Below are 13,838 nucleotides of genomic sequence, written 5' to 3' on the forward strand. Positions count from 1 at the left end.
GGATTTTACGCCGAGGCGTAGGGAAGAGATGACACCACCGAGGGCGAGTGACAAAAAGAGTCTGATAGTCGGTCTGGGCAAGACCGGGCTCTCCTGCGCCCGCTATCTCTCGGCCTGCGGTGTGCCGGTGGCCATCACCGACAGCCGCAATGACCCGCCGGGCCTGAATGAGCTGCGTCAGGAGCTGCCCGATATCGCCCTGTTCCTGGGCGGCTTCGACCCCGCCGCCTTCGCCGTGGCCGAGCAGCTGGTGGTCAGCCCGGGGGTGCCGATGAGCGAGCCGCTGATCCAGCAGGCGGTGGCCCGGGGGGTGCCGGTGATCGGCGATATCGAGCTGTTCGCGCGCGCCGCCAAGGCGCCGGTGGTGGCGATCACCGGTTCCAATGGCAAGAGCACCGTCACCACCCTGCTGGGCGCCATGCTGCGGGATGCCGGGGTCAAGGCCGCCGTCGGCGGCAACCTGGGGGACCCGGCGCTGTCGCTGCTGCATGACGCGGTGGAACTCTATGTACTCGAACTCTCCAGTTTTCAGTTGGAGACCACCTTCAGCCTGCAGCCGAAGGTGGCGGTGGTGCTGAATATTTCCCCTGATCACCTGGACCGCTATCAGGACCTGCAGGCGTACGTGGACACCAAGGCGACCATCTACCGTGGTGCCGAGGGTACGGTGTTCAATCGGGACGATCCCCTGGTGATGGCCATGCGCGGGGGCGGTGCGGGAGAGATCCTGTTCACCCTGGAGGCGCCGGCCGCCGGGGAGTTCGGGGTTCGCACACACCGGGGCGAGCGCTGGCTCTGCCACGGCACGGAGCGGCTGATCCGCGCCTCGGCGTTGAAAATACCCGGTACCCACAACCTCGCCAATGCCCTCGCCGCGCTGGCGATCGGCACCTTGCTGCGGTTGCCGCGCGAGGCCATGCTGCGCACCCTGACGGGTTTTGCCGGCCTGCCGCACCGCACCCAGTTCATCAAGGAGTCGGCCGGCGTGCGCTGGTACAACGACTCCAAGGGCACCAATGTGGGGGCCTGCGCCGCAGCGCTGGAGGGGCTCGCCGGCGGGGACGCAACGCGCACCGTATTGATTGCCGGCGGGGTCGGCAAGGGGGCCGATTTCGCCCCCCTGGCTCCGGCGGTGGCCAGGTATGCGCGGGCCGTGATCCTGCTGGGTCGGGATGCGCCATTGATCGCCAAGGCCCTGGACGACGCCCTGGGCGACAAGGTGCCGCTGATCCAGGCCACTGACATGGATGACGCGGTGTTGCTGGCGGCCGGCTGTGCCGAGCCGGGTGACCGGGTGCTGCTCTCCCCGGCCTGTGCCAGCTTCGATATGTTCAAGGACTATCAACAGCGGGGCGAAATGTTCGTGGACGCGGTGGCGAGGTTGATCCCATGAACCTCACGACCCATCGGCAGGCCACCTTTGGCGAAGGGCGCAAGCTGCTGCCGAGCCTGGACTATCTGCTGCTGATGGCCGCGCTGGCCCTGCTCGGCCTGGGGTTGGTGATGGTCGCCTCCGCCTCCCTGCATCGCATCGGCGAGGCGCCTTTCTACTACATGAACCGCCATCTGCTGGCCATCGGCCTGGGACTGCTGGGGGCACTGCTGATCTCCCAGGTGCCGGTGGCACAGTGGGAGCGTTCCGGCACCCTGCTCTATTTTACCGGGCTGTTGCTGCTGGTACTGGTGTTGGTGCCCGGCATCGGGCGTGAGGCCAACGGGGCCACCCGCTGGATCCCGCTGGGGCCGTTCAATCTGCAGAGTTCGGAGTTCATGAAGCTGTTCATGGTGGTCTATATCGCCGGTTATCTGGTGCGCCGCCAGCTGGAAGTGGCGCACAGCATCTGGGGCTTCATCAAGCCGATGCTGCTGCTGGTGGTCGCCTGTGCGCTGATCATGGTGCAACCCGATTTCGGTACCACCACCGTGTTGCTGGCCACCGCCATGGGCATGTTGTTTCTCGGCGGCGTCCCGGTGTGGCAGTTCGCCATCCTCATCGGCCTGGCCAGTTCCGCGCTGGTGGGACTGGTACTGGTCTCACCCTACCGGCTGCAGCGGGTGACTGCCTTCCTCGACCCCTGGGCCGATGTGGAGAACAGCGGCTACCAGTTGGCCCAGGCGCTGATCGCCTTCGGGCGCGGCGAGTGGTTCGGGGTCGGACTGGGGAATGGTATCCAGAAACAGTTCTATCTGCCGGAGGCGCATACCGATTTCCTCATGGCGGTAATCGGTGAAGAGTTCGGTCTGTTGGGGACCCTGGTGGTGATCAGTCTGTTCGCGGTGATCGTCTGGCGCGCCTTCCGTATCGGCGCCCGGGCGGAGGCGCACAGCCGGCGTTTTTCCGCCTATGTGGCCTATGGTTTCGGGCTCTGGATCGGCATGCAGGCGTTTATCAACATCGGCGTCAATGTCGGTCTGCTGCCGACCAAGGGATTGACCCTGCCGTTCATGAGCTACGGCGGCAACAGCATCATCGTCGCCATCCTGGTGGTGGCGATGCTGCTGCGCATCGACTACGAACTGCTGCGCCCGGAACCGGTCGAGCAGGGGGGGGCGGCATGGCAGGAGGCGTGATGCTGATGGCCGGCGGCACCGGCGGTCATGTCTTCCCGGCCCTGGCGGTGGCCGAGGAGCTGCGGGAACGCGGCGTCGCGGTCTGCTGGCTCGGCAGCGCGGACAGTTTCGAGTCGCGGGTGGTGCCGGAACACGGCATCGATATCCGCTTGGTGAATATCCGCGGGTTGCGTGGCACGGGCCTGAAGCGCTGGCTGTCGGCGCCGTTCAGGATTGTTCGCGCCCTGTTCCAGTCCGCCCGGATATTGCGTCAATGCCGGCCCCGGGTGGTGCTGGGGATGGGCGGCTTTGTCACCGGCCCCGGCGGCCTGATGGCGCGCCTGCTTGGCATACCCCTGGTGATCCACGAGCAGAACGCAGTGCCGGGGATGACCAACGGCTGGCTGTCGCGGCTGGCGAGCCGGGTGTTCGAGGCCTTTCCCGGCAGTTTCGGCGGGCGGGTCGGCGCGGTGGCCTGCGGCAACCCGGTGCGCCGCGAGATCGCCGCCCTGCCGGGGCCGGCAGTACGGCTGCAGGGCCGGCGCGGGCCGGTGCGGCTGCTGGTGGTCGGCGGGTCGCTGGGGGCGCAGGCCCTGAACCTGACAATGCCGGAGGTGCTGGCGACCCTGGCTACCGAGACCAGGCCGCTGGTGCGCCACCAGGCGGGACGGGACAAGAGCGAGGCCACCCGCGCAGCCTACCAGGCGCTGGGTATCGAGGCGGAGGTGAGCGACTTTATTCAGGATATGGCCGCGGCCTACGCCTGGGCCGATCTGGTGGTGTGCCGGGCCGGTGCGCTGACCGTGAGTGAGCTGGCGACCGCCGGGGTCGCCGCGATCCTGGTCCCCTATCCCCACGCGGTGGATGACCACCAGACCCGCAATGCCGGCTACCTGGTGGATGCCGGCGCGGCCCGGCTGCTGCCCCAGGCGGAACTGGAACAGGACGGCTTTTCGGATGAGTTGAAGGCACTGCTGGTGGATCGCGAACCACTGCTGGCGATGGCGGTGAAGGCCCGCGCCCTGGCGATGCCGGGTGCCACCAACGTGGTGGCCGATTTTTGTCAGGAGATCGCAAGCCGATGAACAAGGGTGAAACAACGCAGCGCCGTCTGGCGGCCACCACCATGGGGCGCATCCGTCACCTGCACTTCGTCGGGATCGGTGGCGCCGGCATGAACGGCATCGCCCAGGTGATGCTCAATCTCGGCTACCAAATATCCGGCTCCGACCTGAAGAGCAACCCGGCGATCGGTCGCCTCACCAAGCAGGGCGCGACTATCCATATCGGCCACGACGCGGCCAATATCGCCGGTGCCGATGCGGTGGTGATCTCGACGGCGGTCAAAGAGGACAACCCGGAAGTGCGCAAGGCCCGGGAGCAGCGGATCCCGGTGGTGCCGCGGGCGGAGATGCTGGCGGAGCTGATGCGTTTCCATTTCGGTATCGCGGTGGCCGGTACCCACGGCAAGACCACTACCACCAGCCTGGTGGCCAGCCTGCTGGCCGAGGGCGGTCTGGATCCTACCTTCGTCATCGGCGGCCGGCTCAATTCCGCCGGTACCCATGCCCGCCTGGGTGGCGGCGAATACCTGGTGGCCGAGGCGGACGAGAGCGACGCCTCGTTCCTCTATCTGCAGCCGATGATGGCCATCGTCACCAACGTGGACGCGGATCACATGACCACCTACGGCGGTGATTTCAACCGTCTGCGCCAGACCTTTATCGAGTTTCTGCACCACCTGCCGTTCTACGGCCTGGCCATTCTCTGTATCGATGATGACGAAGTGCGGGGCCTGCTGCCCCAGGTGACGCGGCGGATGATCACCTATGGCGAGTCCGCGGACGCGGATTGCCGGGTGAGCGCGATCCGCCAGGAGGGGTTGCGCACCCACTTCAAGGTGAGCATGGCCGCTCCTGGGCATCCCTGCCCCCGCGGCATTAGTGAATCCCTTCACGTCGCGGGCGAAGCGTCCTTTGACGTGACCCTGAACATGCCGGGGCGGCACAACGTGCTCAACGCCCTGGCGGCGATTGTGGTGGCCCATGAGGTGGGCGTGGACGTGGCCGCCATCCAGCGCGGCCTGGAACGGTTCGAGGGCATCGGCCGGCGTTTCAACGCCAGCGAATGCACCCTGGCCGATGGCCGCCGGATCATGCTGGTGGATGATTACGGACACCACCCGCGCGAAGTGGGCGCGACCCTGGATGCGGTGCGCGCCGGCTGGCCGGAGCGGCGCCTGGTGCTGGTGTTCCAGCCGCACCGCTACAGCCGTACCCAGGAGCAGTTCGACGACTTTACCCAGGTGCTGTCGCGGCCCGATGTGCTGGTGCTGGCGGAGGTCTATGCCGCCGGCGAGGCGCCGATCGCGGGGGCGGATGGCCGCTCCCTGAGCCGGGCCATCCGCGCGCGGGGTCAGGTCGATCCGGTGTTTGTCGATCCGATCGGCGAGCTGCCGGCGTTGCTGGACGGGATGATTCTGGATGGTGACATTGTCCTGACCCTGGGGGCCGGGGATATCGGGCAGGTGGCCGCCATGTTACCGGGCTGGTTTCAACAGCAGGGAGGTGAGTCGTGACTGACGGAGTGAATCGGCGTTTGCATATGGGCTGTGGCGAGCCACTCTCGGGGATCTATCCGCTGCGTGACAAGTCGTCGACGGCGACCCGTCACCCGGCCGCGCCCGGACTGAAGCGGCCGGCACCGGCACAACCACGTGGGCGAAAGAGCGCCTGATGACGACACGGCAGACAGCTTCCCTGCGCGGCGAGCGACTTCTCAACGAGCCACTGGCCCGTTACACCACCTGGCGGGTGGGTGGCCCGGCGCGTCAACTCTACCGCCCGGCCGACGGCGAGGATCTGTTGCAGTTTCTTGCCAGCCTGCCGGAGGGCGAGCCGCTGCTGTGGCTGGGCTTGGGGAGCAATCTGCTGATCCGCGACGGCGGTTTCAACGGCACGGTGATTGCCACCCAGGGGCGGCTGGACGGGATGGCGCTGATATCGGCCACCGCACTGCGGGTGGAGGCCGGAGTGAGCTGCGCCCAGGTGGCGCGCTTTGCCGCCCGCCAGGGGCTCTGCGGCGTAGAGTTCCTGACCGGTATACCGGGCACCTTCGGCGGCGCCCTGGCGATGAATGCCGGCGCCTTCGGCGGCGAGACCTGGAGCCAGGTGACGACGGTGGAGACGGTGGACCGGGCGGGGCAGTTGCACAAGCGCCTGCCGACCGAGTTCAAGGTGGGCTACCGGCAGGTGGAGCGGCCGGCGGAGGAGTGGTTCCTGGCCGCCACCCTGGCCCTTGAGCCGGGTGACGTGACGGAGAGCCAGGGGCGGATACGCGAACTGCTGGAGCGGCGCAACAGCAGCCAACCGATCGGCCAGCCAAGCTGCGGTTCGGTATTCCGCAATCCGCCGGGGGGTCATGCGGCGCGCCTGATCGAGGCGGCCGGCCTGAAGGGGGTGCTGATCGGCGGGGCCCAGGTTTCGGAGAAGCACGCCAATTTCATTATCAACCGGGGTAACGCCACGGCGGCCGATATCGAGGCGCTGATCCGGCGGGTCCGGGAACGGGTAAAGGCGGCCAGCGGCGTGGAACTGGTCACCGAGGTACATATCGTCGGCGAGACGGAGGAGAGAGCATGACCCTGTTGGCGGCGGATTTCGGCAAGGTGGCGGTGTTGATGGGCGGGCTTTCGGCCGAGCGCGAGGTGTCGCTGCAGGGCGGTCAGGCGGTGCTGGAGGCGCTGGTGCGCCGGGGTGTGAATGCCCACGGCGTGGATGCCGGACGGGACGTGCTCAGCCTGCTGCAGCAGGAACATTACGACCGGGTATTCATCATGCTGCATGGTCGCGGCGGTGAGGATGGGGTGATCCAGGGGGCCCTGGAGAGTATCGGCATGCCTTATACCGGCAGCGGGGTCGCCGGCTCCGCGCTGGGCATGGACAAGTATCGCTGCAAACTGCTGTGGAAGGGACTGGGTCTGCCGACGGCCAATTTTGTGATGCTGGAGCAGGCGGCCGACCTGGCGCGGGCCGAGGTGCTCGGTTTCCCGCTGATGATCAAGCCCTCCCACGAAGGTTCCAGCATCGGCATGGCCAAGGTGGAGAACCGGCAACAGCTGGAGCAGGCGTGGCGCCAGGCGGTCGGTTACGACGTCGAGGTGATGGCGGAGTCCTGGATCAGCGGGGCCGAGTATACGGCGTCGATCCTGGATGACCAGGTGTTGCCGCTGATCCGCATCGAGACACCCCATACCTTTTATGACTACGAGGCCAAATACCAGGCCGACAGCACCGCCTACCACTGTCCCTGCGGCCTGCCGGCCGAACAGGAGGCGGAGCTGCGGCAACTGGCGGACCAGGCGTTCCGCGCCGTCGGCGCCAAGGGCTGGGGACGGGTCGACCTGATGCTGGATGCGGCGGGGAATCCCCGTCTGCTGGAGGTCAATACCGTGCCCGGCATGACCAGTCACAGCCTGGTGCCGATGGCGGCCCGGGCCGAAGGGATCGACTTCGACGAGCTGGTCTGGCGCATCCTCTCGGCCAGCCGGGTGACTGGCTGATGGCGGTGGCTCCGGGCAACCCGTCAGCGAAGGCCGGTGACGGCCGGCTGTGGCGCTGGCTGGGTACCTTCGCCGTGCTGCTGCTGTTTGCCGGTGGCGGCACTTGGGGGGTGATCGCCCTGCGCGATCCGTCCGTATTGCCACTGAAGCTCGTACGTATCGATGGGGAGTTGCACCATCTCGATCGGCGCTCGCTGGAGCAGGCGGTCGGCGGGGCGATGGAGGGCAATTTTTTTACCGTCGACCTGGATCGGGTGAGGGCGGCGGCGCTGAAGCTGGCCTGGGTCGATCAGGTGACCGTCCGGCGTATCTGGCCGGATACCCTGAAGATGTGGGTGGAGGAGCAGCGGCCGCTGGCGCGCTGGGGGGCGTCGCAACTGGTGAATGGTCGCGGCGGTGTGTTCACCCCGGAGCCCGAGGCGCTGAAGGCGGAGCTGCCCAGTCTGACCGGACCCGACGGGCAGATCGCGGAGATGGTCGCGCGCTATCAGCGCATGGGCCGGCGCTTTGCCGTTCTGGAGCTGGTGATCGACCGCCTGGTCTTGGATGGGCGGGGCGCCTGGACCGTGGGGTTTAAACAGGGGCTGGAACTCAAGCTCGGGCAGCTGGATACCGAGGCGCGGGTGGAACGGTTCGTGCGCCTCTATCCGCGGCTGGAACAGGCGGAGAAGCGCCGGGTGAAGCGGGTTGACATGCGCTATGCCAATGGGGTGGCGGTGCTCTGGGGAGAGGCAGGTTGAACGTGATGAACAGAGAAGTCCGGCCGGTCATGGGGCAGGCAAATGGATGGGCCAGGCGCGGCGTGGCTAACAACGGATCTGGCAACCGATCTGGCAACCGATCTGGCAAACGATCTGGAGAGGTACGGTTTTAATGACCAAAAAGACAGAAAAAAATCTGATCGTCGGACTGGATATCGGCACCTCGAAGGTGGTCGCCATTGTCGGTGAGATCAAGGCCGACAATGAGATAGAGATTATCGGCATCGGCTCGCACCCGTCGCGCGGCCTGAAAAAGGGCGTGGTGGTGAATATCGAATCCACCGTGCAGTCGATCCAGCGTGCCCTGGAAGAGGCCGAGCTGATGGCCGGCTGCGAGATCCACTCGGTGCACGCCGGGATCGCCGGCAATCACATCCGCAGCCTCAACTCGCACGGCATCGTGGCGATCAAGGACCGGGAGGTGACCCATGGCGATGTGGAACGGGTGATCGACGCGGCGCGGGCAGTGGCGATTCCGGCGGATCAGAAGATCCTGCACATCCTGCCCCAGGAGTTCATCATCGATGAACAGGAGGGGATCCGCGAGCCGGTCGGTATGTCCGGGGTGCGCCTGGAGGCGCGGGTGCACATGGTGACCGGCGCGGTCAGCGCGGCGCAGAACATCGTCAAATGCGTCCGGCGCTGCGGTCTCGAGGTGGATGACCTGATCCTGGAACAGCTGTGTTCCAGCTTTTCCGTACTCAGTGACGATGAGAAGGAGCTGGGTGTCTGTCTGGTGGACATCGGCGGTGGTACCACCGATATCGCGGTGTTTACCGAAGGCTCGATTCGCCATACCGCGGTGATTCCCATCGCCGGGGATCAGGTGACCAACGACATCGCGGTGGCCCTGCGCACCCCAACCCAGCACGCGGAAGAGATCAAGATTCGCTACGCCTGCGCCCTGACCCAGCTGGCGACCAGCGACGAGACCATCGAGGTGCCGAGCATCGGCGACCGGCCACCCCGGCGGCTGTCCCGCCAGACCCTGGCGGAGGTGGTGGAACCGAGATACGAGGAGCTGCTGGGCCTGGTACAGGCCGAGCTGCGGCGCAGTGGATTCGAGGATCTGATCGCCGGTGGGGTGGTGCTGACCGGCGGCAGTTCCAAGATGGAAGGCCTGATCGAACTGGCGGAGGAGGTGTTTCACATGCCGGTGCGGCTGGGCGTTCCGCAGTATGTAACGGGGTTGGTGGATGTGGTGCGTAACCCGATTTATGCAACAGGGGTCGGTCTGTTGCTGTTCGGGCAGCAGAATCGGAAGGGACGATTGCAGGAGCTCCCGGGGGGCAACAATTTCAAGGCGATATGGAATCGCATGAAGAGCTGGTTTCAGGGCAATTTCTGACTTTTTGGCAATTTTAAACTTTTTCAGGTGGCCGTGTAGCAGGGCCTGGATCATGAGGAGAGAGTGACATGTTCGAATTAATGGATGCATATAGTCAAAACGCGGTGATCAAGGTGATCGGGGTCGGTGGCGGCGGTGGCAACGCGGTCAACCACATGCTGAATGCGAACATCGAAGGGGTGGACTTCATCTGTGCCAACACCGATGCCCAGGCGCTGAAGAACAGCCAGGTGCGTACGCTGCTGCAGCTGGGCTCCAATATCACCAAGGGGCTGGGCGCCGGAGCCAATCCGGATGTGGGGCGCGATGCGGCGATGGAGGACCGGGAGCGCATCCATGAGGCGCTGCTGGGGAGCGACATGGTGTTCATTACCGCCGGTATGGGTGGCGGTACCGGTACCGGGGCCGCGCCGGTGGTGGCCGAGGTGGCCCGGGAGATGGGCATCCTGACCGTGGCGGTGGTGACCAAGCCGTTCCCGTTCGAGGGCGTGAAGCGCATGAAGACCGCCGATCAGGGGATCGAGGCGCTGAGCCAGTACGTGGATTCGCTGATCACCATCCCCAACGAGAAGCTGCTGGCGGTACTGGGCCGCGACATGAGCCTGCTGAATGCCTTCAAGTCGGCCAACGATGTGCTGCAGGGGGCCGTCCAGGGGATCGCCGAGCTGATCACCCGGCCGGGCCTGATCAACGTGGACTTTGCCGATGTGCGCACCGTAATGTCCGAGATGGGCACCGCCATGATGGGTTCCGGTTCTGCCAGGGGTGAAAACCGCGCCCGCGATGCCGCCGAGCAGGCGATCAACAGCCCGCTGCTGGAGGATGTCAATCTGGCGGGGGCCAAGGGCATCCTGGTCAATATCACTGCCGGGCTGGACCTGTCGATTGGTGAGTTCGACGAGGTGGGCTGCACGGTCAAGGAGTTTGCCTGCGACGACGCCACCGTGGTGGTGGGTACCGTGATCGACCCCGAAATGGGCGATGAGTTGCGGGTGACCGTCGTGGCCACCGGCCTGGGTGCCCTCCGTAAGGCGGAGCTCAAACCGTCGGTGGTTGAGGAGGCGCCCCCGGTACGTCTGGTCAATTCCGACGTGGTGGCTCCAGGGCCGGCCGATTATCGCGAAATGGACAGTCCGACCGTGGTGCGCAAGGCGGCTAAATCCTATGTAACCGCCGCCCAGGAACACAATATGGATTACCTGGACATCCCGGCATTCCTGAGGCGTCAGGCGGATTGAGCTATGGTTCGGGTTTATCCCGGCTAAAGCAGCGCCACCGGGTGGTTGGTGATAGGAGCGGCCCGCTGCGAAGTTTCAGCGGATCCGGGTGGCGAAATAAACTTGCAATAAAAGGGTGAAGCTGGTACTTAATAAGGGATTACCCTAATGGGTGCTGGGGGGCGCAAGGGTTTTGTCTTGCAGATGTCTTGGGCCTGGCGCTATTAACAGAGGCGTAATCTGCTCAACGAGCCCTCGTGTGGTTTACCGGGTTTGGTTTATTGGGCGGATTATGTGATACCATCCGGCCGTTTATTTATAGTGGCCGGGAAATGGGGAATACAGGCAACATGATACGGCAACGTACGCTTAAGAACGTTATTCGTGCTACAGGAGTGGGGCTGCACACCGGGGAGAAGGTCTACCTGACCCTGCGCCCGGCGGCAATCGATACCGGCGTGGTGTTTCGTCGGGTTGACCTGGAAGTGCCGGTCGAGATCGCGGCGCGGCCTGACAATGTCGGTGACACCCGACTCTCCACCACCCTGGAGCAGGACGGCCACAAGATCTCCACGGTGGAGCATCTGCTCTCTGCCTTTGCCGGTCTCGGCATTGACAATGCCTATGTGGATGTGAGTGCTCCCGAAGTTCCCATCATGGACGGCAGCGCGGGGCCTTTTGTTTTTCTGATCCAGTCCGCCGGCGTGGAAGAGCAGAATGCGGCGAAGCGCTTTATTCGTATCAAGCGCAAGGTGATGGTGAGGGAAGATGACAAATACGCCGCCTTCGAACCATTTGACGGTTTCAAGGTGTCGTTTGGTATCGATTTCAACCATCCAGCATTCGCCGAGCGCACCAAATCCGCCACCATCGATTTCTCCTCCACCTCCTTCGTAAAGGAGGTGAGCCGCGCGCGGACCTTCGGATTCCTGCGCGATATCGAGATGCTGCGGGAGCGGGAACTGGCGCTCGGCGGCAGCATGAGCAACGCCATCGTGGTGGATGATTACCGGGTGCTGAACGAGGATGGGCTGCGCTACGAAGACGAGTTCGTCAAGCACAAGATCCTCGACGCCATTGGTGATCTTTACCTGCTCGGACACAGCCTGATCGGTGCGTTCAGTGGTTACAAGTCAGGGCACGCCCTGAACAACAAGCTGCTGAAGGCGCTGATGGCGGATGAGACCGCCTGGGAAGAGGTGACCTTTGAAGAGGGAGACAGCGTGCCCATCTCTTACATGAAACCCGTCCAGGCCACCTGACGGTATCTGCGCGGTGGGCTGCCTGTGCAGTTTTGTAGGGTGGATAAGCCGGTAGGCGCATCCACCAATGCCTGGATCAACTCTCAGGTTGGGGTGAGCCTGCGAACCCCAACGGGTTTTCATACGCGTGCGTCGTGATGTTGGGGTTCGTTCCTCACCCCAACCTACGGGCGCTAAAGACCGAGTGGAGCGGCGGAAAGGGTTAGGGCTTCGTTTTGTCGGCGTGCCGGCCAAGACGGATCAGGGCCTGGCGTAGCTCCGGGTCCTCTATGCCGGCCGCCGTCTGGTTGATCAGGGAAGCATTTTCCGGGCTGAGTTGGCGGATTCTGACGGGTTTCCGTTTGGCGGGCGCGCTGGTCACCAGTACCCGCACCGTGATGCGCTCGGTGGCGATCCCGGTGTCGTTCAACCGGCGGGCAAGGTCACGGGTGGTAAAGCGCAATCGGCTGGCCCAGGTGGACGAGTCGACGTAGAGCACCAGTTGCGTGCCCTTCTGTACCGCTGCCGTGCAGTGGCTATCCAGGGGCGAGGGAATCAGGCTGCGAACCCGTTGCAACAGCAATAACTGCGCCTTGGATTGTTCAAGTAATCCATGCAGCGTGTGGGTGTGCTGCAGAAAGTCTTTGATGAGACGCGGTCGTTTGTTCATGGATGAATTGTGTCACGGAAGCCGCTGTGTTGGTGATTTATCTTTTAACCAGACACTCTGAATACGCAATCCATGAAGATTATACTCCTCTCCAGGTTCTGCCATAAAAAAGGCAGCCGCCCGATCTCACCGTTCCGGTTGCTGTTTACCCTGGTGCCGCTGCTGGCCCTGCTGATGGGGGGCTCCCTCTGGGCCGGTTACCGGTGGGGGATGAGTAGCCAGTCACCGCAGACCGCGGCCGGGTCTACGACCGAGGCGGTGCACAATCTGTTGCTGACCCAGCGTGATGAGCTGGAGGAGACCCGGGGGCGCACCCAGGAACATCTGGATGCCCTGGCCCTGCGGCTTGGCCAGATGCAGTCGCATATTATGCGAATCAATGCCCTGGGGGAGCGCCTGGTGAAGATGGGCAAGCTGGATGAGGCGGAGTTCAACTTTGAGGAAGAGCCGGCCCGCGGCGGCATCGAGTCGACGGAGACGGTCCAGTCGGTCAGTCTGTCCGAACTGGTCTCCGAGATGGAACAGCTGTCACTGGTTATCACGGATCGTCAGCACAAGCTCGACCTGATGGAGGGGCTGATTCGCGACAAACGGATGAGCGAAGAGCTGCTGCCGACCGGGCGGCCGGTGGAGAAGGGCTGGGTTTCGTCGCGTTATGGCTACCGGAATGATCCGTTCACGGGCAAGAAGGCGTTCCACTATGGAGTCGATGTTGCCGGAAAACAGGATTCGAATGTGGTCGCGGTGGCCTCGGGTATCGTTACCTGGGCCGGGGAGAAGAGCGGGTTTGGCGAACTGGTCGAGGTGCGACACTCCGGCGGTTATGTGACCCGTTATGGCCACAATCACAAGATCCTGGTCAAGCCGGGTGACCTGGTGTTCCAGGGGCAGCCGATCGCGCTGATGGGGTCCAGTGGCCGTTCGACCGGTCCGCATGTGCATTTCGAGATCGCCCGCAACGGCAAGACCATCGATCCCGCCAAATACCTACGCGCAAAACGCTGAACAACCGCTTTTTCATCGGTAGATCAGCGTTAAGTCCAACAGGCTCCTTGGGATACCTTCACATGCAACCCGTAGGATGCTGGTGAGTTTGCGAACCGGGTGCGATTCAAACAGACTTGGGACAATCGCAGGAGTTTACCGGCTGAACTATACGGATGCATCCAGAATGTGGCTAAACCAACGGAAGGAGAGCCTCAAGGCCGGGGAATATGGCGGAGTCATCGAGTACTTGTAGGGTGGATAAGCATCAGCGCATCCACCATGAATCGGATAGCGGTGGATGCGCAAGCTTATCCACCCTACAAAATCCGGCCTTGCGTCTGAACTGGGCAAACGGGCAATGGGACAATTATTGGAATCAAGTCAGAAAGGCGGCTTGAAGGACACATCAGTTTGAATCGCACCTACGCGAGCCCTAATGCCTGCTAACGCAGGCTTTTTGCGGTATCATCACCGTTTCATTTTCCTGCCCGCGCCCGTTTCGG

Annotated in this window: 12 protein-coding genes; 11 read left to right on the forward strand and 1 reads right to left on the reverse strand. The window is 63.9% G+C overall.

The window, feature by feature from the left end:
• The first annotated feature begins 28 nt into the window (after positions 1 to 28).
• From murD to lpxC, 10 genes are all read left to right on the forward strand, one after another.
• Positions 29 to 1,393, forward strand: a complete 1,365-nt coding sequence (gene murD / locus O9K64_RS07490; RefSeq protein WP_275097458.1) for a UDP-N-acetylmuramoyl-L-alanine--D-glutamate ligase — start codon at positions 29 to 31, stop codon at positions 1,391 to 1,393.
• The gene (gene ftsW / locus O9K64_RS07495) at positions 1,390 to 2,571 is read left to right on the forward strand and encodes a putative lipid II flippase FtsW (RefSeq protein WP_275097459.1); all 1,182 of its coding nucleotides are present in this window, start codon (positions 1,390 to 1,392) and stop codon (positions 2,569 to 2,571) included. Before murD ends, ftsW begins: the two co-directional genes overlap by 4 nt.
• The gene (murG, locus tag O9K64_RS07500) at positions 2,556 to 3,635 is read left to right on the forward strand and encodes an undecaprenyldiphospho-muramoylpentapeptide beta-N-acetylglucosaminyltransferase (RefSeq protein WP_275097460.1); all 1,080 of its coding nucleotides are present in this window, start codon (positions 2,556 to 2,558) and stop codon (positions 3,633 to 3,635) included. The genes ftsW and murG overlap by 16 nt, the downstream gene beginning before the upstream one ends.
• Positions 3,632 to 5,128 carry a UDP-N-acetylmuramate--L-alanine ligase gene (gene murC, locus O9K64_RS07505; RefSeq protein WP_275097461.1) on the forward strand — a complete coding sequence of 499 codons (1,497 nt, stop codon included), beginning with the start codon at positions 3,632 to 3,634 and terminating at the stop codon, positions 5,126 to 5,128. The genes murG and murC overlap by 4 nt, the downstream gene beginning before the upstream one ends.
• 157 nt (positions 5,129 to 5,285) lie before the next feature.
• Positions 5,286 to 6,191, forward strand: a complete 906-nt coding sequence (gene murB / locus O9K64_RS07510) for a UDP-N-acetylmuramate dehydrogenase (protein ID WP_275097462.1) — start codon at positions 5,286 to 5,288, stop codon at positions 6,189 to 6,191.
• Positions 6,188 to 7,111: a D-alanine--D-alanine ligase gene (locus O9K64_RS07515; RefSeq protein ID WP_275097463.1), complete on the forward strand. Its 924-nt coding sequence runs from the start codon at positions 6,188 to 6,190 to the stop codon at positions 7,109 to 7,111. The genes murB and O9K64_RS07515 overlap by 4 nt, the downstream gene beginning before the upstream one ends.
• On the forward strand, positions 7,111 to 7,851 hold the full coding sequence (locus O9K64_RS07520) for a cell division protein FtsQ/DivIB (RefSeq protein WP_275097464.1): 741 nt from the start codon (positions 7,111 to 7,113) through the stop codon (positions 7,849 to 7,851). Before O9K64_RS07515 ends, O9K64_RS07520 begins: the two co-directional genes overlap by 1 nt.
• 133 nt (positions 7,852 to 7,984) lie before the next feature.
• Complete coding sequence (gene ftsA, locus O9K64_RS07525) at positions 7,985 to 9,220, forward strand: cell division protein FtsA (RefSeq protein WP_275097465.1); 1,236 nt, start codon at positions 7,985 to 7,987, stop codon at positions 9,218 to 9,220.
• A 68-nt stretch (positions 9,221 to 9,288) separates the two neighbouring features.
• Positions 9,289 to 10,458 carry a cell division protein FtsZ gene (gene ftsZ / locus O9K64_RS07530; RefSeq protein WP_275097466.1) on the forward strand — a complete coding sequence of 390 codons (1,170 nt, stop codon included), beginning with the start codon at positions 9,289 to 9,291 and terminating at the stop codon, positions 10,456 to 10,458.
• A gap of 329 nt (positions 10,459 to 10,787) precedes the next feature.
• Positions 10,788 to 11,699 (forward strand): UDP-3-O-acyl-N-acetylglucosamine deacetylase, encoded by a 912-nt coding sequence (lpxC, locus tag O9K64_RS07535; RefSeq protein WP_275097467.1) that lies wholly within the window; start codon positions 10,788 to 10,790, stop codon positions 11,697 to 11,699.
• Positions 11,700 to 11,901: 202 nt separating this feature from the next.
• On the opposite strand, the gene O9K64_RS07540 is transcribed toward lpxC, so the two are convergent.
• On the reverse strand, positions 11,902 to 12,348 hold the full coding sequence (locus O9K64_RS07540) for a DciA family protein (protein WP_275097468.1): 447 nt from the start codon (positions 12,346 to 12,348) through the stop codon (positions 11,902 to 11,904).
• 72 nt (positions 12,349 to 12,420) lie between these two features.
• Here O9K64_RS07540 and O9K64_RS07545 point away from each other — a divergent pair, with 72 nt between their 5' ends.
• The gene (locus tag O9K64_RS07545; protein ID WP_275097469.1) at positions 12,421 to 13,353 is read left to right on the forward strand and encodes a M23 family metallopeptidase; all 933 of its coding nucleotides are present in this window, start codon (positions 12,421 to 12,423) and stop codon (positions 13,351 to 13,353) included.
• Positions 13,354 to 13,838: the final 485 nt, after the last annotated feature.

This window comes from Sedimenticola hydrogenitrophicus (assembly GCF_029017505.1).
GTDB lineage: Bacteria > Pseudomonadota > Gammaproteobacteria > Chromatiales > Chromatiaceae > Sedimenticola > Sedimenticola hydrogenitrophicus_A.